The following is a 23,209-nucleotide window of genomic DNA, read 5'->3' as shown; positions in this document are numbered from 1 at the left end:
GGGGCCGGGTCGAGAGGACCCGCACCGATGACGCGCCAGGCAGTAAAATGACTGCCAAGAATACCAAAACGCATTCCGACTGTTCCACGATGGGCAAACCCTCCAACGACAAAGCCAAAGCCAATCCTTCGATTGCCGTCAATCGCCAGGCCACCCACGAATTTTTCATTGAAGAACGCTTCGAGGCCGGCCTGGCCCTGGAGGGTTGGGAGGTGAAGAGCCTTCGCGCCGGTCGCGCGCAGCTCAAGGAAGCCTACGTGACGCTGAAGAACGGTGAAGCATGGCTGCTCGGCGCACATATCTCGCCGCTGACCTCGGCCTCCACGCATATCGATCCTGACCCGACGCGGACCCGGAAACTGCTGCTGCACAAGCACGAACTCAACCGACTGATCGGCAACGTGGAGCGCAAGGGATACACTTTGATCCCATTGGCTTTATACTGGTCCAAGGGCCGTGCCAAGCTCGAAATAGGTCTCGCCAAAGGCAAGAAACTGCATGACAAGCGGGCCTCCGAGAAAGATCGGGATTGGGCGCGCGAAAAGCAGCGTGTCATGAAACAGCGATGAGCCGGAGGGCCACCTCGCCCTACCCGTGCTCCCCGGCGAACCGGTCCCGCGGAAACCAGGTCAACTTCGACCCCTACGAGCCCAATCAGCAGTGCATACCTGGCGAACCATCGGTTTCGGCTTTCTCGCCATTGACTTGCCTGCCGGGCGTTGCGCCCACGAAACTCCGTGCCCGGGGCTTTCGCCCGGGAAACCCTCATTCCATCATCGACTGCACGACGGACTCGCCAAGAGGCCTGGTCTGGTCGACTGCCCCATTCATTAACCCGTGGAAACTCCTGACTTTTCGTTGACCCCGGCCATGCGCAAACTGACTGGCCTGTTCTTGGCGACCCTCCTGTGCCTGCTCGCGGCGAACGACGCACGGGCGAGAGCCTATTCGGCCCTGGTCGCGGAGGTGGAATCGGAGCGGGTCCTCTATCAGGAGGAGCCGCACGAACTGCGTCACCCGGCGTCATTGACGAAGATGATGACGCTCTACATGGTGTTCGATGCACTCTCGCGCGGAAAAATCGCGCTGAACGACCAGTTGTGGGCTTCGCGCCACTGCACCTCGCGTCCGCCGTCAAAACTTGGGCTCAAGGTCGGCGAATCGATCACCGTCGAACAGGGCATCCTGGCGCTGGTAACCCAATCGGCCAATGACGCCGCGAGCGCCATCGCCGAAGGCCTGGCCGGCTCGGAAGAGGCCTTTGCCAGCATCATGACGCGCAAGGCTCACCAGCTCGGCATGCGCAACACCGTCTTCCGCAATGCATCGGGATTACCCGACCCACAGCAAGTGACGACTGCCTGGGACATGTGGCGGCTCGGGAAGGCCTTGATCAAGGAATTTCCGCAGCATTACCGTTATTTTTCAACGCGCTACTTTGACTTCCGCGGCCGTTCTTTCGACAACCACAATCACCTGATGGAGCGGTATTACGGCCTGGACGGAATCAAGACCGGCTTCATCAACTCCTCCGGCTTCAATCTCGTCGCGTCAGCGCGGCGCGATGGACATCGCCTGATTGGGGTGGTGTTCGGTGGCCCCAGCGCCCGCAAGCGCGACGACCACATGGCGGAGTTGCTGGACGACGGCTTCGCGCAGCTCGACGGGCTGCCGGCCCGGCAGTACCTGGCAACGCTCGAGGCTTTCTCCCCGGCGGCCTCGGTGCTGCGGCGGCCGGAGGAAACGCGGTCGGCATTGCTCGAGCGATATCCCGCGGCCGAGGAGTTGCTCGAACGCCGTCCCCGCGCCGCGAACGACACGCGCAAGGCGCAGGACTGGCAGATCCGCCTGGGTGAGTTCCCGCAGGAGGAGGCCGCCGAGTTGCAGTTGAACAAGGTACGGAAATACGCCCCGGGGACTTACCGACAGGCCCGCATCAACATTCGAAGCCGTCGCAGCGGCGGGCGCATGCTCTACACGGCTTACCTCAGCGGTATGAGCCGCAACGCGGCCGAGCAGACGTGCCAGGTCCTCAAGCGCAACGGCATCGTCTGCGCCTTGACCCCTGCCAGCGGCTGACCCGGATGAACGATACCGGCATGCGTCCCGGCGAATCGGTCCCCGCGGCGCCGCGCGCGGCGTTTCCGTGGTTGATCCTTGCCGCAGCGGCCGGCCTGGGCTGGCTGATCTACCTGTTGGTGCCGATACTGACGCCCTTCGTGACCGGCGCTGCGCTCGCCTATCTGAGCGACCCGATCGCCGATCGACTGGAGCGACTCCGGCTGCCGCGCACGGCAGCCGTGATCATCGTATTCCTGCTGCTATCGGTGGCCATAGGCCTGTTTCTGTTCCTGCTGGTGCCGGCACTCGAAGCGCAGCTCGACCGTTTCTTCGACAACCTGCCGCAACTCCTGCGCTGGATCAAGACGCGCGTCATACCTTGGCTGCACATGGAATTCGGGATCGACATCCCGCTGCGCAACCTGGAGGACATCACCGCGTTGTTGAGCCGGCATTGGGACTCGGCGGGCGGCACCGCCAGCTATGTCCTCCGCTCGCTGAGCCGATCGGGCCTGGCAGTCGTCGGGTGGCTTGCGAATCTGGTCCTGATTCCCGTGGTGACCTTCTACCTGTTACGGGACTGGGACACGCTGGTCGCCCACCTGCACCGGCTCATGCCGCAGCGGTATGCCGCAACGGCGGGCAAGCTCGTCACGGAAGCCGATGCCGTCCTGAGCGCTTTCATGCGCGGACAGCTCACCGTGATGCTGGCACTGGGCATCATCTACGCGACGGGGCTGTGGCTGGTCGGGCTCGATCTCGCGTTCCTGATCGGTCTGCTGGCCGGCATGGTCAGCTTCATCCCCTACGCCGGAACACTGGTGGGAATCGCGGCGGCTTCGATCGCGGCACTCGTGCAATTCGGGGACGCATCCTCGCTGCTGCCGGTGCTCGCAGTGTTCGGCGTCGGGCAGGCAGCCGAAGGGATGCTGCTGACGCCCTTGCTGGTGGGCGAGCGCGTGGGCCTCCATCCCGTTGCCGTGATCTTCTCGGTCCTTGCCGGCGGTCAGCTGTTTGGCTTTCTTGGCGTACTGCTGGCGCTACCGATCGCTTCCGTCGTGATGGTGCTGCTGCGGCACGTGCACGAACTCTACAAGGACAGTGCGTTCTACGGCAGACCTCGGATCCCGCCAGCGCAGGATCCGGCAGAGACCAGCGACTGATGGCCGGGACAACTTCCACCTTCGGCGACTAACCCGTATGAATGCTCAGCCGCCGGTCGTGCTCATCGTCGACGACGTGCCCGAGAACCTCAGCGTTCTCGGTGCGCTGCTGCAACCGCGCTACCTCGTCCGCGCCGCCACCAACGGGGCGAACGCGTTGCGGATCGCCGCCTCGGCCCCGGCTCCCGATCTGATCCTGCTCGACGTGATGATGCCCGAAATGGACGGCTATGCCGTGCTCGAGCGCCTGCGCAGCGATGCGGCGACACGCGACATACCGGTCATGTTCGTCACGGCGCTCGACAGCATGGAGGACGAAGAATCCGGTCTCGACCTGGGGGCGGTCGACTACCTGACGAAGCCGCTGAAGCCGGCGATCGTGCTGGCCAGGGTCCGGACGCATATCGAGCTGAAGCAGGCCCGCGACCGACTTGAGGCACAAAAGCAGTCGCTCGAACTGGAAGTCGAGCGTCGGATGGGCGAAAACCACCTGATCCAGGATGTCAGCATCCATGCCCTCGCGCGACTGGCCGAAACCCGCGACAAGGAAACCGGCAACCACCTGCGGCGGACGCAGGCCTACATGCGGGCCCTGGCCCGGCAACTCCGGTTTCATCCGAAGTTCCAGCAGTTCCTCAGCGACCGCACCATAGACCTGATGGTCAAGTCGGCGCCCTTGCACGATATCGGAAAGGTCGGCATTCCCGATCACATTCTGCTGAAGGAAGGCCCACTGACGCCGGCCGAATGGGAAATCATGAAGACGCATACCTACCTTGGCTGCGATGCGCTCGCGCACGCCGAGCAGGATGCCGAGAACCCGGTGGAGTTCCTGGCGCTGGCCAAGGAGATTACCCGGAGTCACCACGAACGCTGGGATGGTTCGGGGTATCCGGACGCACTCGCGGGAGAAAACATCCCCATTTCGGCCCGCCTGATGGCCGTCGCCGACGTGTTCGACGCCCTGATGTGCCGTCGCTCTTACAAACAGCCGATTCCGCCGGACGAAGTGCGGCGAATGATCGTGTGCGAGAGCGGCCGCCAGTTCGATCCCGACATCACGGAGGCCTTCGACCTCCTGTTCGATGAACTGAACGGCATCGCGCAGCGCTTTGCCGACCCCGCACCAACGGACGACCGCGGGATCCGCGATCTCGGACTCAACGGCAGCGGCGCGTGACGGACCCACGCGAGCCGCCTCGTGTGCCGATCCTGGCGATCCGCCGCCACGGCGCTTAACCTTTTCAACACCGCCGCCGGCGCGCCACGCAATGGCGAAAGACGGGGATTCAAGCCATGCTGACCGCATTCAGGACATTGGTGTTGCTCGCAGCTGCCTTGGCGGCGGAAGCCGCGGGCGCGGAGACCATCATGGTCAAGGCGCAGGGGATCAAGTTCGTTCCCGACGTCTTCCGGGCGAATGTCGGTGACATCATCGCGTTCCGCAGCATGTCCGCGCACTCCGTCGAGAGCGTGCCGGGTATGTGGCCGGAAGGCGCGCCCGAACTGCGCTCGACCTTGAATGCAGACCATGACTATCTGGTGGAGCGCGAGGGGCTGTACGTCTTCCGCTGCCCGACCCATTGGGGCGGGCGCATGGGCGCCGTGATGGCTGTCGGCGATCCGGCCGCACTGACCGGAAAGATTGCGGAATACGAGAAGCTCGCCGCGGATGACAAGTCCGTCAAGGCCGCGAGCCCGCTTTTGAAAAAATTTCGCGAGCGCATGGGACTCAAGTGACACCGCAAACCCGTCGGGCCGTGGACCCCGCAGCCCCGATCCGACCGGAGCCGACGTCAAGCTATCCAAGCCCCGGGACTGCGGTTAACATTCCTCCGGGCCGACTGGCTGTGCCGTGTCCGGCCCAGAGGATAACGCCAACATCGAGGTTTTCGACGACATGACAGACAAAGAGATTGTCCAGGCACTGGCCGATTTGCGGGCCGAAATCGAGCACCTGGATCAGGCGGATAGCCCCACCGGCGAGCGTCTGGAGGAACTGGTCAGTCGACTGGAGCAGCAACTGACGTCGGCCGAGCTGGGGCAACACCAGTTGCATCTGGTGGATGACGTCAAGGATGCGATCACCGAGTTCGAAGTGGAACACCCGCGTCTGACCGGCATTCTGAATGACATCATGGTCGCCTTGGGTAATCTCGGCATCTGAACGTCACTGCACCCGGCGGAGATAATCGGGTCCTCCGAGTTGGCGCATCTGCCGCAGGATCCAGGCGGCCCGCGCCCGCACGAAGCGGCTGGGTCGGCGCACCGTCAGGACCTGTGGATTGGGCAGGACGGCGGCCAGCAAGGCGGCTTCGTTCGCCGTCAGATCGCGGGATGCCTTGTTGAAGTACGCCTCGCTGGCGGCCTCGGCCCCGAACACACCGTCGCCGAATTCGACGATGTTCAGATAGGTTTCGAGGATCCGCCGCTTGGGCCACAGCGCTTCGAGCAGCAGCGTGAAGTAAGCCTCCGCACCTTTGCGAAGATAGCTGCGGCTGGGGCTCAGGAAAAGGTTCTTGGCCAGCTGTTGGGAGAGCGTACTACCGCCGCGAATCCGCGCATGCGCACGATTGTGCCGCCAGGCGCTGCGCAGCGCCGCCAGATCGAAACCCCAATGCTCGGGAAAATGCTGATCCTCGGCTGCGATCACGGCCAGTGCCAACTGGGGCGAAATCGAGTTCAGATCACTCCAGCGATAACGCACCCGGGCGTCAGAATGGCCCGAGGCCACGGCCCGCGCCTCAGCCCGCAACATGAAGGCGCTGGTCGAAGGAGCCAGCCACCGCAATTCGACGACAGGGCCGAGACTCAACAGCAACGCGACCAGCAGCAGCCGAGACAAGCGCCGCTTCCAGCTTGACCGAGCTAGCATGCGAAGGGCGCCCTCCGTGATTCGGCGTCTGGAGTTCCAACGGTTCGGACAGTTCTCGGCGCCAGCGTGCAGGTGCGGCCCACGGCATGTCGTGACGCGGTAGGATAACACTGCCATGAATCAGGCGCCCGGATCCGCAGCCCGTCTCCCCGTCGGTATCGCCGCCGCTGTCGTCGGCCTGCTTCTGGCTGCGTGCTCGACCCTCAAGGTCAGCGTCGACTACGACCCCAACGCGCCGTTCGCAACACTGCGAACCTACCGCTGGAAACCCGAGGCCCAGCAGAAGGCCGGCGATACCCTGATCGACACCGACACGCTGTTGCAGCAGCGGATCATGGGCGCGGTCGAGGCGGAGTTGGCCCGGAAAGGCTACGCAAAAGTCGCGGAGCGACCGGATTTCCTGGTCGGATTCTATTTTTCGCGGCAACGCCAGCTGCAGGAAGACAGCTACTTCTATCCGAGCTACGGCGGTTACTTCGGCAGCCCGTTCTACGGGTATTGGGGCGGTTGGTACTATCCGGGTTACCCGGGTTACGGGGGGGCCTACGTCCGGGAGATCGAAGAAGGACTGCTGGCGGTGGACATCGTCTCCCCCGCGAACGGACGGCTGCTCTGGCGAGGCAAAACCAAGGATATCCTCCGCTTCGAGGACACACCGGAAAACCGCGTGCGCCGCATTCAGAAGGCCGTGGCAGCGTTGCTGGAAGACTTTCCCCCTATCGTGACGGGGCGCTGAAGCCGAAGGCCAGCGCTAGGCAGGCCCTTCGTGACGCCAGTAACTCCGCCCCCACAGCAGCACATACTGCGCCCCGCTGGCTACCGTCGTGAACAGCGTTCCGTAGATCATCGCGTCCAGACCCCAGGACGGCAGCGCGTGTAGACCCTGGTCGAACAACAGCGCGACGACCAGACTCAGCTGGAGGAGCGTGTTGAGTTTGCTGATCAGCAGCGGTCGTCCCTCATAGGGGCCCGAGAGCCGGTAATAGGCGATCGCACCGGCGACGATGACCAGATCCCGTAGCACGATCGCGCCGACCAGCCAGAGCGGGGCGAGCCCCTTCAGCCCCAGCGTCACATAGCAACTGACCAGCAGCAGCTTGTCGGCGATCGGGTCGAGAAAGGATCCAAGCCGGCTTTGCCAGTGGAAGTATTTGGCCAGAAAGCCATCGATCGCATCGGAAACTCCAGCCAGAATGAACAGTCCCAGGGCCCAGTCGAAACGTCCGGCCGTCATCGTCAGGATCACGGGACCGACCAGCACGATCCGGAAGAACGTGATCAGGTTCGGGATGTCCCGCACGCTCAAGGGACCCATCGGTAGACCTTGGCGCCCGCCGCACCGGGCTCTGCGGCAAGCCGGAGGCGGCGGCTCTCGGCCAACAATTGGTGAAAGGCCTGCGCGCTGCCGCCGACCTGCACGCGCCAGGACACGGCACTGGCATCGGCGCTCGCCCATTCGGCGCTGCGCACCGCCGGCAACCCGCGCAGATAGCGGCCGCAGGCTTCCCCCTCTGCCATGGAGCCGATGCCCTCGACCCGGATCTCCAGCGTGGACCCCGTGCGACCGGCCGGGGCATAGAGCCGGACCAGCCGTCCGAAAGCGCCGTCCACGGCACCGGCAAGCGCCTCCTCGCTGCCCATCGCCCCCTGCGTCCACTCCGCCGTCTGACCGGGCCCAACGAAACGCCAACGCGATTCCCATTCGAAATCGCCCGACGGCACCAGCGTGCCGATCAACGCTACCTCCGTCTCGTAGCGCCAGATGGCATCGCGGATCCGAGGGAGATTGACGGTGTCGATGTCGGCGGAACTCAGGTTGGTCTGATCGGTCAGGTCGAGTAGCGGCAGTATCACCGGCACGCGGTGCTTCGCAGCGGCCTTCTGTAGCGCAGACATCAATGCACCGCCATCCTCCGCGCCGATGAAGCGCGGCGTCGCCCCGTCCATGATCCGGAGCCAGACCAACAGTTCGGGACGCTCGTCACCCAAGATCCCGAAACCGGCATGCGCCAGGGCTTCGTCCACCTGTTCGCGGTCGAAGCGGACTTCCAGCGTTCCCGCGGCGCCCGGTTCGCCCGAGTGGTATTCATACTGATCGACATAGGCCGCGGATTGCCCCAGCACGGCCTCGGCAGCCTTGCCATGCAAATCCTCGGGAGCGATGACCCGCTCCAGTATTTGCGACAGGGCGCGCCGAATATCCCCAGCGCGTGCCCTGTCGTCGCGCGCGCCGACCGTCACGGTCTCTACGTACAGAGCGGGCGACTCCTCGGCCCCGCAAACACGCACGACCGACAACAGAATCAGCGCGACCGAGGTCAGGCGAGGCATCAGCAAAGCTCCGTGAGGCGTCAAGAAGCGGTAAAATAGCACAGTCGCAGGCGGTGGCCGCGGGCTCGCACGCAGCGGAATCGGGCCGTTCATCACGCCTCCCGGGCTCGAATACCCGAGCTGGCATGGCGCTGGATCGCACCGGACGAACGCATCGCGACTGCCGCTCCCCACCGAGATTGACGACAGGAACACGCCCTTGACGAGTGATGAAACCGACCGCCTCGACTACAAGGCTGCCGGCGTCGACATCGACGCCGGCAGCACGCTGGTCGAACGTATCAAGCCGTTTGCCGAACGTACTCGCATCCCCGGCGTCATGGCCGGACTGGGGGGCTTCGGGTCGCTTTTCGAACTTCCCGTCGAACGGTATCGAAGACCGGTCCTGGTGTCCGGGACCGACGGCGTCGGCACCAAGCTCAAGCTCGCCATAGATACGGGCCGGCACAGCGAGATCGGCATCGATCTGGTCGCGATGTGCGTCAACGACATCGTGGTCCAGGGTGCGGAGCCGCTGTTCTTTCTGGACTACTACGCGACCGGGAAGCTCGATGTGGGCGTGGCCGCGGATGTCATCTCCGGCATTGCGCGCGGTTGCGAACTGGCCGGCTGTGCGCTCGTTGGCGGCGAGACCGCGGAAATGCCCGGTATGTACGGGCCCGGCGATTACGATCTGGCAGGCTTCGCGGTCGGCATTGCCGAAAAAGACCGTCTGATCACGGGGCAGGACGTGCGCGTCGGCGACCGTTTGATCGGGCTGGCCTCGTCCGGACCGCATTCCAACGGCTATTCGCTGATCCGCAAGGTCATCGAGCGCTCAGGCTGCTCGCTGGGCGCCGAACTCGACGGAACGCCGCTCGCCGATTGGCTGCTGGCGCCGACGCGCATTTACGTGCGCTCGCTGCTGGCCCTGCTGACGAAGATCCCGGTGCGGGCCATCGCCCATATCACGGGCGGCGGCATCACCGAAAACCTGCCGCGGGTCTTGCCGGTGACGATGAGCGCCGAAATCGATCTGGGGGCCTGGCAGCAACCGGAAATCTTCCGATGGCTGCAGGAACAGGGCAACATCGACGAATCCGAAATGCTGCGGACGTTCAACTGCGGCATCGGCATGATCCTGTGCGTAGCGCCGGGCGACGAGAACACCGCACTCACCGAGTTGCGCGCATCCGGCGAAACCGCGCTGGCGCTCGGCACCATCATCGACGGCGCCGGCCCGGTCCGCTACCGCCGCGGCGCCTGACACCGCCGCATCTCTTTTCATCATTCCTAATCGCTTTCGGTCATCACCCCATGGAACTATCGGTCGTCGTACCCGTGCACAACGAGGAAGACAACGTCGAACCGCTGATCGGCGAAATCCGCGCAGCACTGGAAGGACATTACGACTACGAGGTGGTCTACGTCGACGATGGCAGTACCGACCGGACCCTGGAACGGCTGATCGCCCTGTCGCGTGAGTTTCGTCGGCTGCGCGTATTGCACCACCGCCGCTGCTGCGGTCAAAGTACGGCGCTCGCGACGGGCGTGCGCGCGAGCCGCGGGACGATCGTCGCCACCCTGGACGGCGATGGTCAGAATGACCCGGCCGACATACCGAACCTGTATGTGGGCCTGACGGCGCGCGAAGCGGTGCCGGGACTCGCGATGGTTGCCGGTTATCGCGCCAAGCGCCAGGATACGCCGTGGCGCCGATTCTCGTCCAAGCTCGCCAACGCCGTGCGCGGCGCACTGCTCGGCGACCGAACGCCGGACACCGGCTGCGGACTGAAGGTCTTCCCCAGGGAGGTATTTCTGAGGCTCCCGTATTTCGATCACATGCACCGCTTCCTGCCGGCACTGGTGCAGCGCGCCGGCGGACAGGTGATCTCGGTCGAGGTGAATCACCGCCCTCGCCTGCGCGGCGTCTCCAAATACGGCACGTGGCATCGACTGTGGGTCGGGATCATCGATCTTTGCGGCGTCATGTGGCTGCAGCGACGGGCGCATGTACCCGAAGTCGAGGAGCGCTCTGCGCTCTGAGCCGGACGACCACGGAACTTATTCGCCTCGCGACCATCCTAGTCGGGCGGAGTCATCCGCCGTTACCACCACTGCCAATGATGGAGATCCACATGCTCACAACGCCGACCAAAGCCATTCTCTCCGTCATCGCGGCCACTGGCTTGAGTACGGGGCTCAGCAGGGCCGACGAAATGACAATGCCGCCGCGACAAATCCTGCTGGAAAAATCGGCGGAACTGCCGGCCAACCCGATCAATGCCCGCGTCATTCGGGTGAGTTTCCCGCGGGGCTTCAAGACGCCGCTGCATACCCACGAAGGCCCCGGGCCGCGCTATGTCGTGAAGGGCAAAGTCCGAATCGATGAGGGCGGGCAGATCAATACCTACGGCCCTGGAGAGGTTTTCTGGGAGTCCGGCCAATGGATGACGGCCGAGAATGTCGGGGACGAAGAAGCCGTGATGGTCATCTTCGAACTCGCCAAACCCAAATAACCGCTGGGGCGCCAGCGATGGCGACGCGGTACGGTAATAGGCGAAAAAAGTGACGCGCACCGCGCGTCAAGTTGAAGGCGCTGGGCCTAGCTATGTCATCGCAGAGCTGCGATACGGAAGGGGAGGCATCCCTGCCCCCTCGGACCCGTCCGTGATTCCCCTGAACTCGGTGTGGCTGCAACATTACCGCAGCTTCTCCGGTCGCGCTATGGGTGGAACCACGTATTGACAAAGACGTAACTATCTGTTCAATCGACTAAGCCTTTCGCATTCGTAGCACCCCCAGGGTTACAATGCCGCTGGCCCCCGCAATGAGGCGGCGCATTTCAATCAGGGACTGCAGGAATTCAATACATGCTTCGTCTGCTGGCCGGTCTGGCCTTTTTCCCCCGCTTTCTATTCGCCTTGGTTCTGGTCTTCGCGACCTACAATCCCGAGCCGCCGTACTCTTACTTCCATTGGGCGCTGACCGACTTCAGCACCTTCAACTCGGTGAAGGCCTTTGTTGGCGTGGTGCTGCTGACCGGCTGGACCATCTACATCAGCGCCACCGTGCACTCGCTCGGCTGGCTGGGCCTCATCCTGGCGTGCGCACTGCTGGGCACCGGTGCCTGGGCCGTGATCGATCAGGGCTGGCTCAGCGTCGAAAACCCGAAAGTCTTGACCTACCTGATCCTGGTGCTAATTGCCGCATTGCTGGCCATCGGCCTCGGCTGGTCGGTCACGCGACGCAAGATCACCGGGACGGTCGACGTGGACGACGGACCGAACCGATGATTCCGACCGGGGCGGCGCGGCCGCGGCGGCGCACCGCGACCACCGGTCCGGGTCAATGCAGCTTGATCTTGGGCCGCAGCCGACTGCTGAAGAAGTTCGCGATCATCAGCATCATGACCCGGAACGGGCCGAAAAGCGCCAGCTGGTGCATCTTGTAAAGCGACAGGTAGACAAGACGCGCCATCATCCCCTCGACCATCACACTGCCCAGCAGATTCCCCATCAGGTTGCCGACGGTGCTGAATTTGCCCAGCGCAACCAGCGAGCCGTAGTCGGTGTAGTGATAGTCGAGCAGCGGCTCTCCCTGGAACTTGCGGGTCACATTCTTCACCAGCAGGCTCGCTTGCTGGTGGGCTGATTGAGCCCGCGGCGGCACATTCCGGTCCTTCCCCGGCCAGGCACAGGCGCAGCAATCGCCGAGCGCGAAAATGGTGTCGTCAACGGTCGACTGCAGCGTCGGCTTCACCACGATCTGGTTGATCCGGTTCGTTTCCAGGCCGATCGTCTTCAGAAAATCCGGCGCCTTGATACCCGCCGCCCAGACCTTGATGGCGGCCGGGATCAGGTGACCGGAGGCCGTTTTGACGCCTTCGGCCGTGACTTCGACCACCTGTTCTCCGAGGCGCAGATCGACACCCAGCTTGCGCAGTTGTTGCTCGGTGGCGGCCGCCAGCCGATCCGGCAGACCAGGCAACAAGCGAGGCGAAGCCTCGATCAGGTGGATCCGGATGTCGGATGGCTCGACCTTGTCCAGGCCGTAGGCGCTCAGCAGCCGCGTTGCCTGGTGCAACTGCGCCGACAATTCGATACCCGTCGCTCCGCCACCGACGATGGCAACGTCGAGTTGGCCGGGCTGCTTGACCCCCCCTTGCACATGAGCCCGGGTATAGGCTTCGAGCAGCCGGGTCTGAAACTGCTCAGCCTGGTCGGTCGAATCGAGAAAGAGGCAATGTTCCGCTACGCCCGGTATACCGAAGTCGTTGCAAACGCTGCCGACGGCGATGACCAGCAATTCGTAGTGATGTGAGCGCGCCGGGATGATTTCCCGACCCAGGGAATCGGTCATGGCTGCGAGTTGCACGCGCTTGGTTTCGCGATTGAGTCCGACCATGCGACCCAGGTTGAAGCGAAAATGGTTCGCGTGCGCCTGCGCCAGGTAATCGAGTTCGTCGTCGTTGACGTCCAGCGTTCCGGCAGCCACTTCGTGCAGCAGCGGCTTCCAGATATGGGTGCGGGCGCAATCGATCAGCATGATCTCCGCCTGTTTTTTCTTGCCCAGCGTGCGCCCCAGCGAAGTCGCCAGTTCCAGGCCCCCAGCGCCGCCGCCGACGATGACGATGCGCGGAAGCGCGGCGTTCGATGCTTTCATTCAGTTTCTCCTTCTTTTTCGGTCCGGGCCGGCGCGCGATGGGTGCGTCCGGTCGTCCCCACCGCAGCGGTGGGCTGCTCTTTGAACAAGGTCTTGAATCGAGCCCGTTCCTCTTTGCGGGCAAAATGCCTCAGCGCTTCGGGAATCTCCGCACGGCGCGCGGCCTGCAGCTGCTCGAAACGCCCGAACAGCATACCGACCGCCAACAGGGTTGGCGATGAAATCTCGCCGTCCTGCCGCAGTTGGGCAAACCAGCCGCGCAGGTACTCGCGTTGCACCTCGGCATCCTGAAACGCTCCCAGATGGTCCTGAAGCAATTTCAGGGCCTTGATCGGCCGGCGCATACGGTCCTTGGCGTGGAAGGGCTGCACCACCTCCAGCAGGTAGCGCAACTTCTTGCAGCTTTTGCGGAGCTCGTGAATGCGCTCCGAGGGTGTTGTCTCGTCCACGGTTCCGGCCGCTTTGGCCACGCGGCGGTACAAGGTCCAGATGCGGCGTCCGGCGACCGAAGCGATCGGCGCCAGCGCATTCGGCGCCGTCGGTCGCCGCGGGGCACCGCGCGCCAGCCACTGTGGCCACTCCGCCTTGAAGCGCCGATAACGTGAACTGCCGAGGGACCTGACCAGAGCGGCGTGCGCCGCCGCGGCCTCGCGCGCCAACAAGGTGCGCAGTGGCACCAGGTCTTCGCGCAATTCGCTCGGAAGCTGCTGCTGAAGATCCTCGAAGTGCAGCAGATAAACGTCCAGATCGCGGACCGGGCCGGTGATCTCCCCCAGCCACGCCAGGTCGCGGACATGGCGCGCGACGGAACGCTCGGGAAAAGCGCCTTTCAATTGCCCCAGCACGACGCGGCTGCGCCGGACAGCGACGCGAAAATCGTGCAAAAACTCCGAATCGACCGCACCGACAATCCCCGACTCGTTGGTCGTGAGGAGGTCGAACAACGCGGCCAGAACCCGACGCGCTGCAACGTCGGTCCGCAGTTCCGGCGCGAGGCCGGGGTAACTGCCCGACGCTTCCGCCGGGGGCAATCGACCCGCCGCCGCGAGCGCCGCCTGCCAGATATCCTCGGTGATCGGTGCAATGAGACCACGCTCCAAGAGTTCATTCACGAAATGCCGGCCGAGCTTGTCATCCGGCGCGTCCCAACACACGGCAAGACGCTCCGCCAGCAGGCGCGGACGACCGGTCTCCGGAATCCATGTCGAGCGAACGCGGAACAGCCTGACGCCATCGGGAACGGCTTCCGGAAAATCCGGGATTGTCAGAAACGCCCGCCGCAGGCGGCATTGCGGCAACAGCGCTCGCACGTCGATCAGTGGAGTCAGCTCCGAGCGCAGATCCGTGTCATCCAGGTCCCATGCGAAACGCGGCATCGCGGTCGACGCCCAGATTGCGCTGCGACGCGCGCGCGCTGCGCCGGCCGCCCACAACTGCAGTTCCCCGCGACCTTTCCCGGTCCGTTGCAGCACGCACACCTGACCTCGACGGAACAGGCGGCGATCGAAGGTATCGAGCACCGTCGCCTCAATGATCGATCGTTGACCCTGCGAGACTGATGTCGAGGCCGCCGTCGGCGTTCCATTCGGCCACGCCGGCACCCATTCCGTGATTCGTTCGCTGGTCATCGCGCCTGCCCGTCTGTTCCGCCGTGACTGGCAATCCGCAGCCCATCCCCTCTGTGGAGGGACTACGGAGAAAGCCACAAGTAAGGTTCTCGGCTCGATTATTGCGTGACTCAAGCAGCGCTCGCAATCGTGGCCGGCGCTGCGACCGAGTCGGGTCGCACTTGCTAAAATGCATACAGCGCTCACCGCACGGCTGCGCTCAGCCGAGGGGTGCAGCAAGCTCTGCGCCGAGAACCGCAACGCCCGTCAAGCGATGAAGCACACGCTTTACCAATCCGATATCGCCGAAAAGCCGCTGGCCGAACTGCGCGAACTGTTTCATTCGGGCATGAACCGAGGCGATTTTCGGCATCTGGACGAAGCGCTCGCCCTCGCCGTGCAGGCTCGGGACGAGGACCGGCAGGTGCGGCCGCGAGGGCTGGAAGTCGCTCATATTCTGCGCATGCTCCGGGCCGATGCCACGACGGTCGCCGCCGCGATGCTGAGCGATCCTTACCTGCGCGATACCTACCCGGCCGGAAAGATCCGCTCCGACTTCGGCGCAGCGGTCGCCGATCTGGTCGACAAGGTCAACTGGCTGAACACCTTCGGCGACTACACGATCGACCAGACGCAGGAGCCGGAACAGGCGGAGCTGATCCGGCGCATGCTACTGGCCGTCGTCAACGATGTGCGGGCCGTATTGATCAAACTGGCCTACCGGGTCCACCGGCTTCGGATTCTGAAATATCAGGAATGGGCCAACCGCGAAGTGATTGCCCGCGAAACGCTGGACATCTACGCCCCGCTTGCCAGTCGCCTCGGCATCGGACAATTGAAGTGGGAACTCGAGGACCTCGCGTTCCGCTATCTGCATCCCGACGACTACAGGACGCTCGCGAAATCGCTGGCGAACAACCGGGCCGAACGGGAAACCTACGTCAAACACTTCATCGAGCTATTGTCGGCGGAACTGAAAGCCAACGACATCAAGGCCAAGGTGGTCGGGCGACCGAAACACATCTTCAGCATCTGGCGCAAAATGCAGCGCAAGCAGGTGCCGTTGAACGAGCTATACGATCTGCTCGCGGTGCGGGTGATCGTCGACGACGTGCCCAGCTGCTATCTGGTGGTCGGCCTGGCGCACAATCGCTGGCGGCATATCCCCAAGGAGTTCGACGACTACATTGCCAACCCCAAGGAGAACGGCTACCAGTCACTGCATACGGTGGTCATCGGTCCGGACGACCGGCCGGTCGAGATCCAGATCCGAACGCCCCAAATGCAGGATTTCGCGGAGTACGGCGTCGCGTCGCACTGGCGCTACAAGGAGGGCGGTAAGGCCGATCTCGCCTTCGAGCGCAGCATCACCTCGTTGCGCCGCCTGCTGGAGAGCGAAGAGGACGACCAGTCGCTGCTCGAAGACTTCCGAGCCGACGCCTTCAAGGACGAGGTCTTCGTACTGACCCCCAAGGGTCAGGTCATCCGCTTGCGGCGGGGCGCGACGCCGCTCGATTTTGCTTACGCCATCCACACCGAAGTCGGGCATCGTTGTCGCGGCGCCAAGGTCGACGGCCGCATCGTGCCGCTGACCTACGCCCTGAAATCGGGCGAAAAGGTCGAAATCATCACGGCCAAACACGGCGGCCCCACGCTGGGCTGGCTGGACCCGCATCTCGGCTACGTCAAGACGACTCATGCCCGCTCCAAGATCCGGACCTGGTTCAAGCAACAGGACCATGACAAGCATTTGCGTGCGGGCCGTGCCATCCTGGATCGTGAGCGGCACAAGCTCGGCCTGAAGCACGTTGACATAACCGATCTGGCGCGCCATTTCCACCTGTCACGCCAGGACGACGTCCTGCTCGCGATCGGGCGCGGCGACATCAACCCGGCGCAGGTCGCAGCGGCGCTCCGCATCCCGGAAATCCAGCCGCTTCCAGTTCCGCCGGCGCCGCGCCGCGCGCCGGCGACGGTGACCAGCGAAGAGGTGACGGTACAAGGCATCCGGAACCTGGTGACCCATTTCGCGCTGTGCTGCAATCCGGCGCCCGGGGACCCGATCACCGGCTATATCACCGTCACCCGGGGCATCGCGATCCACCGCCAGGACTGTCCGAACATCGTGCGACTGCCGCAATGGAAGCGGCAGCGCCTGATCGACGTCGCCTGGGGCGCCGAACCCGAGGTATTCCCGGTGGAAGTTGAAATCCAGGCCCTCGACCGCAAGGGCTTGCTGAAGGATGTGTACCAGGTGCTGGCGCAGGAGCACATCAACGTGATGCGCTCGGAGACCCAGACGAACCCGAACGACCGCTCGGTTTCCATGCATCTGACGCTCGAGGTCGCCGATCTCGGTCAACTCAGCGTCGCGCTCGACAAACTCAATGAGATCAATAACGTGCTGGCAGCACAGCGGCGAGAACAGGACGAGGGTCCGACCCTGGACTGACCGATGGGGTACCCCTGACGTCTCCGTCCGCTACCGGGCCATCAGGGCTGCCAGCGGGTCGATCAGAGCCTGCACGCGCCCGGCAAGGTGCGCACGCTGCGCAGGCGTCAACGAGCGGTCCACATCGAGCACCATGGCGCTGGCTTCCTGATTCAGCCGGTCCAGATAACGCTGGTAATCCGGCGCTCGGCCCCACTCCCAATGCACCAGCCAGTCCCGGAACCTCTCCGCGAACGCGCCTTCGCGCCGCGCTGCGAGCAGGGTCAGAAAGCCCTGTTGACGGCGTAAGCGATCCTCCCAACGCAGACGGACGCCATCGGCCGGAATCAACTCGACTGCCCGCTCGATACGCTCGCGCTGCTGCTCGGCGAGCGTGCCGACCCAATCCTCGGCCACCTCCAGCACCCGCAGCTTCCGCCAGGCCGCGCGCTCGGCCGGGGCATCGAGCAGATGCCATTCCGCGGCCCACTCCTCGTTTCGCGCGGCGAACTCGGCGCGGCAATGTTCCAGTTGACGTTCGTCGAGACTCGCCATGAGCACCGCCGCGTCGGCACCGACTCGCTCGGCCAGGCGCCGGTAGCGCAGTATCAGCCCATCGGCGAACCAGTCGAGGTCATCGCTCCGCAACCCCCGCTCCAACCGGACCTTGGCATCCATCAGAAAGCGCGCGTAGTCGGGCAATTCCTCGTGGCGATGCCAGGCCATCAGCACCGCAACCCGATCATCGAGGACGACTTGTTGCGACTCGGTCAGGTCAAAGTAGCGGTTGACCGTGTAGCTCAGCAAGCGGTCGGCCTGGTTATACAGAAACTCGACGGTACTGCAGGCGGACAGGAACAAGACGAGCGTGACCGCCAGCCACCGGCAGGGCGTCGCATCCGACGCCCTGCCCTTGCTCCGAATCAGCAGCACGCGCTTCATTCCTTCAACGCGCCGGTAGCCAGCCCGGCGAGGTAATGGCGTTGCAGCAGCAGGAACACCAGCACCGCCGGCAGCGTCGTCACGACGGCGCCGGCCATCATCAGTTCGGTGTCCTGCGCATGCTCCCCGAGCAGGTTCGCGAGCGCCACCGGCAGCGTGTAGCGGTCGCCATCGCTGAGCACGATCAGCGGCCACAGGAAGTCGTTCCATGAACCCAGAAACGAGAACAGCGCGAGCGTCACCAGTATGGGCCGACACAGCGGCAGCACCACCGAGCGGAAAATGCGCCACTCGCCGGCCCCGTCGATGCGCGCGGCATCGAGCAGGCTGTCCGGAATCGAGCGTGCATACTGCCGGATCATGAAAATCCCGAACACACTGGCCATGCCCGGCAGGATCACACCGGCATAGGTGTTGACCAGACCGAATTGCTTCAGCATCAGGAACAGCGGCAGCATCCCGACCTGCGCCGGAATGACCATCGTCGCGAGCAGCAGCCGGAACAGGCGCTCGCGGCCCACGAAGCGGAGCTTCGCGAATGCATAGCCGCCCAGTGTGTTGAACAGCAGCGACAGAACCGTCGTCGCCGCGGCGAGCAGCAGGCTGTTCGCCAGATAACGCGGGAGGTCCAGGCGCTGCCACAAGGTTTGGTAATGCATCAGGGTCGGCGCGCGCGGGAGCAGATGGGGCGGCAGATCGGCGGCCTCGAGCGGCGACATCAGCGACACGGACAGCATCCAGGCCAGCGGAAACAACGTCAGCCCGGCCAGCATCGCAACCACCAAGCTCATGGCCCAGCGGGCGAGCCCACCGCTCATGAACGCGCCCCGCGCCGCCGGAGCCAGGTTTGTAGCCCCGTACCGATCAGAATCAGCGCAAACAGCATCAGGGCGAGTGCCGATGCGTAGCCCAGCTTCCACCAGCGAAAGCCTTCGCGATACATCAGCAACGCGACGGTGAGCGTCGCGTCGGCTGGTCCGCCCTGCGTCATTACGTACGGCTCGGCAAAAACCTGCAGATGCCCTATCAAGGTCACGATGGCCACGAACGCGAGTGTGGGTGCCAGCATGGGCAAGGTGACGTGGCGGAACTGGGCCCAGCGTCCGGCACCGTCCAGGGCTGCGGCCTCATACAGCCGGGCGGGAATGCTCTGCAGGCCAGCGATGAAGATCACCATGTTGAAGCCGAAATTCTTCCAGACAGCCAATAACAGGATCGCGGGCATCCCCGTTCGCGCATCGCCGAGCCAGTCGATGGGCTCGAACCCGGTCCAGGCCATGAGGTGATTCAGCGCACCGTACAGCGGGTGATACAGATAGCGCCAGACCACCGCAACGGCCACCAGGCTCGTGACGACCGGCAGGAACAGCGCCGTGCGCCACACGGCTGCGCCCGGCAATCCAGGCCGGGTCATCAGCAGCGCCGCCCCGAGCGAACACAGCACCGACAGCGGCCCGCCGACCAGCGTGAAATAGAGCGTGTTGCCGAGCGCGCGGCCGACCAGGGGATCGTTCCACAGCCGGCGGTAATTGTCGAAACCGATCCAGCGCAGACGGTCCAGGTCGCCGAGTGCGTAGATGTCGAAGTCGGTGAAGCTCAGCACGAGACCTGCGGCCACGGGCAACACGAAGAACAGCGCGATCAGCAACAGCGCCGGTGCCACGAAGCCGAGCGCCGGATTGACCGGTGGCCAGAGCGGGGTCCTCACCGGCGGTCCAGCAGCCAGCGCCGCTTCTCCAGAATGGCGTCGACATCCCGATCCAGGCGCTGCAGCGCGGCGTCCTCGGTGAGTTGGTCGCGCACGGCCAGCTCACCGTAATAGCCGATCTTTGCGGCGATCCGTTCCCATTCCGGCACCTGCGGCACGGTCATGGTGCGCTCCAGCTGTAGCCGAAAGGGCTGGGCGTGGCGATCGTCGGCCAGCGCCGGATCGTTCCAGGCCGAGCGGCGCGACGGCAGATCCCCGGTCAGCCGATAAAGTGCCAGTTGTTGTTCGGTCTGCGTCAGATACTGCATCAGTTCCAGGGCAGCCTCGCGATGCAGCGAGTGCGCGGCTAGCGCAAGACTGGAACCGCCGGCCAGCGAGGCGCCGGGGTGGTTGTCGTCCCATGACGGCAGCGGCGCGGTCTCCCAGCGACCGCCCCAACCGACTGTCAGGCGCCGACCGATCTCGCCGATCATCCAGGGCCCACCAACGAAGAACACGAAGCGCCCCTGCACGAACTCCAGGGCCGGATTCCCACGCTGCGCCTCGCCGATCGGCGGCGCCCAGCCGCGCCTGAACGCATCGAGGAACAGCGCAAAGGCCGCCCGGAATCGCGGATGCCGGAAGTTCCCGAAGCGCCCATCCTCCCGCAACAGCGCCGCACCGCGCTGCAACGCGAGGATCACCGGGAATCGCCACTCATCGTAGGCCATTGCAAGGGCATAGCGACCCGGTTCTGCAGCCGCTGCCAGGCGCGACATAACCGAGGACCATTCGACCCAGGTCATCGGTGGCTGCCGGATACCGGCGGCTTCGAGGAGATCGGCGCGATAGAACAACAGGCGCGTATCGACATACCACGGAAGCCCGTACAGGCCCTCGCGGTAGCGGTTCGCGGCCAGAGCGCCGGGGAAAAAATCGCCCGCATCGCCCTGACTGGCGAAGCGGGCGGAGAGATCGTCAAGTGCGCCGATCTCGGCCAGTTCGGCAATCCAAGTGTTGCCCAACTGGAACAGATCCGGCAAGGCGTCGCCGACATGGGCCGTCAGGAGCTTTTCGTGGGCCACGCTCCAGGGGATCCCATGAATCTCGACACGGATGCCCGGATGACTGTGCTCGAATCCGGGCACCAGCGAAACCAGTGCCTCCGCCTCTGCACCCATCGCCCACACCTTGAGACGCGTGAGGGTCTGGCGATCATCGCCCCCGCAGGCAGCCAGCATGAATGTGATCACGATCACGATCGCGAGCCGCCTACGGTAGTGCATCCCTACTTTCGGCCGGAGCTGGGGGCGGGCCGAGCGCCGAATCCGCTCAGCTGTCACGCTTGCGAAGACTGATATCATTGCGTTATGCATCGACTCGGCGCGGAGCAACGGCCGTTTCTCCGCAAGCCTCCATCCCTCGAAACGATCACACCACTCGCTCCAACGACAACATGGTCCGTCCGCTCATCCTGATACTCCTCAGCCTGGCTGCTGCACAGTGGCCCGCCGATCCCGTCTCCGCCGCCGAGCAGGCGCCGGTCAAGCAGTTGGTGCTGGCCGACTTCGAGCAACCCGGCGGGCGGCCGATCGCCGTCGACTGGCAGCGTGACCCGCCCGAATCGGAATTCGGGTTTCGCTACGAACTGACTGCATCGGACCGCGGGGGGCAGGCGCTGCGCCTGACCTACCGCCTGCCCGACGAACCCTCGAAAGGGAGCGCACCCGAGCAGGAGTACAGCCTGGGCCAGAATCTGATGGGGCTCGATCTCTCAGCCTACGATCAACTGAGCTTCTGGATCAAGGGCGACGACGGCGAGGGCTTCAGCCCCAGGTTGACGGTCAAGTTCCGACGGGCCGCACCGAAGACCGCGGGTGCGTGGGAAGAGGCCAGCTATGCCATCCCGAACGTCGGTCCGGACTGGCAGCAAATCGTAATACCGTTGAAAAAGCTGAAAGGTTTGAAGGAATGGCGCCCGATGGCTTACCTGTTGTTCGGCCTGGATGAACGCAAGACACCGGTCCGCCACGGCGCGTATCTGGTCGACGACCTCCAGCTGGTGCAGCTTGGAACCCCGGGCGAAAATCTGGCAGGGGGCGGCGACGCGACGCCGCCTGCCGCCCCGGCCGAACCACCGCTACAGTGGCGCCTCAATGGCTGGCCCGAACACAGCGTCATCGATGCCTCTGACCTGCCTGCGGACGACATCGAGTTTCTGCGCCGTGTCGCTAGCGACACCTGGCGGGGACTCGATGCGCTGGCCGACCGGGAACACGGTTTGCCCCTCGACAGGATTCAGTATGCGAAGACCCAGGCCGATCAGCCCGGCATCGGCGACTATACGAGTACGACCAACATCGGCTTCCGCCTGCTCGCGGTCATCGCCGCCTACGAACTGAAGCTGATCGATGAGGCGCAAGCAGTGCAGCGGCTGGAAACGACCCTGAACACACTGGCGAAGCTCGACACCGCGCATGGCTTTTTCTACAACTACTACAATACGACCCGCCTGCAACCCACCAGCAGTTTTCTGTCCTTCGTCGACTCTTCGTGGCTGACGGCGGGACTCATGGTGACGCGGCAGACGTTCCCCAGCCTCGCCGAGCGCTGCAACCGGATCATCGACCAGGGCGATTACCGTTTCTTCTACGACGAAGCGGCCAAACTGATGACGCTGGGTTATTCGGTGGACACTGGCCAGCGCTCGTCCGATCACTACGGCACGCTGTTCGCCGAATCGCGCATCGGCAGCCTGATCGCAATCGGCCGGGGCACCGTACCGCGGGAGCACTGGTTCGCGATGATGCGCACCTTTCCTCCCGACGCCGGCTGGCAGACCCAAGTACCGCTGGACCGCAAGGAAAAGGTCGACCACGGTTTCACCTGGACCGGCGGCGTGTATGAATGGAAGGGGCTGCGCTACGTGCCCTCCTGGGGCGGCAGTCTGTTCGAGGCCTTGATGCCGACCCTGGTCCTCGACGAGAAACAGCACGCGGCCGAGAGTCTGGGACGGAATGGCGCGATCCATACCGAGATCCAGCGCCGTTACGCACTCGAAGAACTCGGCTACCCGGTTTGGGGAATGTCCCCGAGTTCGACACCGGGCTCCAACGGATACGGCGAATACGGCGTGCGCGTCCTGGGCTCGCACGGCTATCCCGAGGGGGCCGTGAGTCCCCACGCCGCAGCACTGGCGCTGCTGACCGAACCCGAAGCCGCGACTCGCAATCTGCGCCGTCTGGCCGAGCGCTACGCGATCTATGGCGACTTCGGCTTCTACGACGCCGTGATCCCCGGCACCGGCGAAGTGGCCTACGTCCATCTGTGCCTGAACCAGGCGATGATCCTCATCGCGATCGCCGACCATCTGGCCGATCACGCGATCCAGAAGCGCTTCGCGGCGGACCCGATCATTCAGCCCGTCCTCGACCTGATCGGCTTCGAGAACTTCTTCAACTGATCCGG

The 23,209-nt window shown here is 64.2% G+C and carries 22 protein-coding genes; 13 read left to right on the top strand and 9 right to left on the bottom strand.

Annotation, left to right across the window (positions count from 1 at the left end; all coding sequences use genetic code 11):
* Nucleotides 1-89 precede the first annotated feature (89 nt).
* From smpB to BWR02_RS13225, 6 genes are all read left to right on the top strand, one after another.
* Nucleotides 90-569 carry an SsrA-binding protein SmpB gene (gene smpB, locus BWR02_RS13250; protein ID WP_139558286.1) on the top strand — a complete coding sequence of 160 codons (480 nt, stop codon included), beginning with the start codon at nt 90-92 and terminating at the stop codon, nt 567-569.
* A gap of 301 nt (nt 570-870) precedes the next feature.
* Nucleotides 871-2,079 (top strand): D-alanyl-D-alanine carboxypeptidase family protein, encoded by a 1,209-nt coding sequence (locus tag BWR02_RS13245; RefSeq protein WP_139558284.1) that lies wholly within the window; start codon nt 871-873, stop codon nt 2,077-2,079.
* A gap of 5 nt (nt 2,080-2,084) precedes the next feature.
* The gene (locus BWR02_RS13240; RefSeq protein WP_236102229.1) at nt 2,085-3,224 is read left to right on the top strand and encodes an AI-2E family transporter; all 1,140 of its coding nucleotides are present in this window, start codon (nt 2,085-2,087) and stop codon (nt 3,222-3,224) included.
* Between the two features lie 37 nt (nt 3,225-3,261).
* Entirely contained in the window at nt 3,262-4,404 is a 1,143-nt protein-coding gene (locus BWR02_RS13235; protein WP_139558282.1) for a response regulator, read from the top strand.
* Between the two features lie 116 nt (nt 4,405-4,520).
* Nucleotides 4,521-4,964, top strand: a complete 444-nt coding sequence (locus BWR02_RS13230; protein ID WP_139558280.1) for a cupredoxin domain-containing protein — start codon at nt 4,521-4,523, stop codon at nt 4,962-4,964.
* Between the two features lie 160 nt (nt 4,965-5,124).
* A complete protein-coding gene (locus tag BWR02_RS13225) occupies nt 5,125-5,391 on the top strand; it encodes a DUF4404 family protein (protein ID WP_162560142.1) in 267 nt (88 codons plus the stop codon).
* Between the two features lie 3 nt (nt 5,392-5,394).
* Here BWR02_RS13225 and mtgA read toward each other — a convergent pair whose 3' ends face one another.
* Nucleotides 5,395-6,099 (bottom strand): monofunctional biosynthetic peptidoglycan transglycosylase, encoded by a 705-nt coding sequence (gene mtgA, locus BWR02_RS13220; protein ID WP_139558277.1) that lies wholly within the window; start codon nt 6,097-6,099, stop codon nt 5,395-5,397.
* 115 nt (nt 6,100-6,214) lie between these two features.
* Between mtgA and BWR02_RS13215 the strand changes: the two genes are divergently transcribed.
* Nucleotides 6,215-6,835 (top strand): DUF4136 domain-containing protein, encoded by a 621-nt coding sequence (locus BWR02_RS13215; protein WP_139558275.1) that lies wholly within the window; start codon nt 6,215-6,217, stop codon nt 6,833-6,835.
* A 15-nt stretch (nt 6,836-6,850) separates the two neighbouring features.
* Here the strand turns inward: BWR02_RS13215 and BWR02_RS13210 are convergent, their stop codons facing one another.
* Nucleotides 6,851-7,414: a CDP-alcohol phosphatidyltransferase family protein gene (locus tag BWR02_RS13210; protein WP_139558273.1), complete on the bottom strand. Its 564-nt coding sequence runs from the start codon at nt 7,412-7,414 to the stop codon at nt 6,851-6,853.
* Nucleotides 7,402-8,430 carry a DUF2066 domain-containing protein gene (locus BWR02_RS13205; protein ID WP_162560141.1) on the bottom strand — a complete coding sequence of 343 codons (1,029 nt, stop codon included), beginning with the start codon at nt 8,428-8,430 and terminating at the stop codon, nt 7,402-7,404. Before BWR02_RS13205 ends, BWR02_RS13210 begins: the two co-directional genes overlap by 13 nt.
* 199 nt (nt 8,431-8,629) lie before the next feature.
* Here BWR02_RS13205 and purM point away from each other — a divergent pair, with 199 nt between their 5' ends.
* The 4 genes from purM to BWR02_RS13185 all read left to right on the top strand — a co-directional run bounded on the left by purM (nt 8,630) and on the right by BWR02_RS13185 (nt 11,705).
* Nucleotides 8,630-9,676, top strand: coding sequence for a phosphoribosylformylglycinamidine cyclo-ligase (purM, locus tag BWR02_RS13200; protein ID WP_139558269.1), 1,047 nt, complete (start codon nt 8,630-8,632; stop codon nt 9,674-9,676).
* Nucleotides 9,677-9,726: 50 nt separating this feature from the next.
* On the top strand, nt 9,727-10,455 hold the full coding sequence (locus BWR02_RS13195) for a glycosyltransferase family 2 protein (RefSeq protein WP_139558267.1): 729 nt from the start codon (nt 9,727-9,729) through the stop codon (nt 10,453-10,455).
* 92 nt (nt 10,456-10,547) lie between these two features.
* Nucleotides 10,548-10,928, top strand: a complete 381-nt coding sequence (locus BWR02_RS13190) for a cupin domain-containing protein (RefSeq protein WP_201276261.1) — start codon at nt 10,548-10,550, stop codon at nt 10,926-10,928.
* A 354-nt stretch (nt 10,929-11,282) separates the two neighbouring features.
* Nucleotides 11,283-11,705, top strand: a complete 423-nt coding sequence (locus tag BWR02_RS13185) for a DUF6524 family protein (RefSeq protein WP_139558265.1) — start codon at nt 11,283-11,285, stop codon at nt 11,703-11,705.
* 52 nt (nt 11,706-11,757) lie between these two features.
* Here the strand turns inward: BWR02_RS13185 and BWR02_RS13180 are convergent, their stop codons facing one another.
* On the bottom strand, nt 11,758-13,074 hold the full coding sequence (locus BWR02_RS13180) for an NAD(P)/FAD-dependent oxidoreductase (protein WP_139558263.1): 1,317 nt from the start codon (nt 13,072-13,074) through the stop codon (nt 11,758-11,760).
* Nucleotides 13,071-14,702: a CHAD domain-containing protein gene (locus BWR02_RS13175; RefSeq protein WP_139558261.1), complete on the bottom strand. Its 1,632-nt coding sequence runs from the start codon at nt 14,700-14,702 to the stop codon at nt 13,071-13,073. The genes BWR02_RS13180 and BWR02_RS13175 overlap by 4 nt, the downstream gene beginning before the upstream one ends.
* Nucleotides 14,703-14,955: 253 nt before the next feature.
* Here BWR02_RS13175 and BWR02_RS13170 point away from each other — a divergent pair, with 253 nt between their 5' ends.
* Complete coding sequence (locus tag BWR02_RS13170) at nt 14,956-17,133, top strand: RelA/SpoT family protein (protein WP_139558259.1); 2,178 nt, start codon at nt 14,956-14,958, stop codon at nt 17,131-17,133.
* Between the two features lie 30 nt (nt 17,134-17,163).
* Here BWR02_RS13170 and BWR02_RS13165 read toward each other — a convergent pair whose 3' ends face one another.
* From BWR02_RS13165 to BWR02_RS13150, 4 genes are read right to left on the bottom strand one after another with little or no spacing between them, the layout of a single operon-like run.
* Complete coding sequence (locus tag BWR02_RS13165) at nt 17,164-18,054, bottom strand: DUF6279 family lipoprotein (protein WP_139558258.1); 891 nt, start codon at nt 18,052-18,054, stop codon at nt 17,164-17,166.
* A complete protein-coding gene (locus tag BWR02_RS13160) occupies nt 18,051-18,872 on the bottom strand; it encodes a carbohydrate ABC transporter permease (RefSeq protein WP_139558256.1) in 822 nt (273 codons plus the stop codon). The genes BWR02_RS13165 and BWR02_RS13160 overlap by 4 nt, the downstream gene beginning before the upstream one ends.
* A complete protein-coding gene (locus BWR02_RS13155) occupies nt 18,869-19,762 on the bottom strand; it encodes a carbohydrate ABC transporter permease (RefSeq protein WP_139558254.1) in 894 nt (297 codons plus the stop codon). The genes BWR02_RS13160 and BWR02_RS13155 overlap by 4 nt, the downstream gene beginning before the upstream one ends.
* On the bottom strand, nt 19,759-21,027 hold the full coding sequence (locus BWR02_RS13150; RefSeq protein WP_139558253.1) for an extracellular solute-binding protein: 1,269 nt from the start codon (nt 21,025-21,027) through the stop codon (nt 19,759-19,761). The genes BWR02_RS13155 and BWR02_RS13150 overlap by 4 nt, the downstream gene beginning before the upstream one ends.
* A 170-nt stretch (nt 21,028-21,197) precedes the next feature.
* Here BWR02_RS13150 and BWR02_RS13145 point away from each other — a divergent pair, with 170 nt between their 5' ends.
* Nucleotides 21,198-23,204: a glucoamylase family protein gene (locus BWR02_RS13145; RefSeq protein WP_139558251.1), complete on the top strand. Its 2,007-nt coding sequence runs from the start codon at nt 21,198-21,200 to the stop codon at nt 23,202-23,204.
* The last annotated feature ends 5 nt before the right edge of the window (nt 23,205-23,209 follow it).

It is taken from the genome of Methylotetracoccus oryzae (assembly GCF_006175985.1).
Taxonomy (GTDB): domain Bacteria; phylum Pseudomonadota; class Gammaproteobacteria; order Methylococcales; family Methylococcaceae; genus Methylotetracoccus; species Methylotetracoccus oryzae.
Note: the sequence above shows the minus strand (reverse complement) of the source record. Positions and strands in the feature narration are given on the sequence as shown.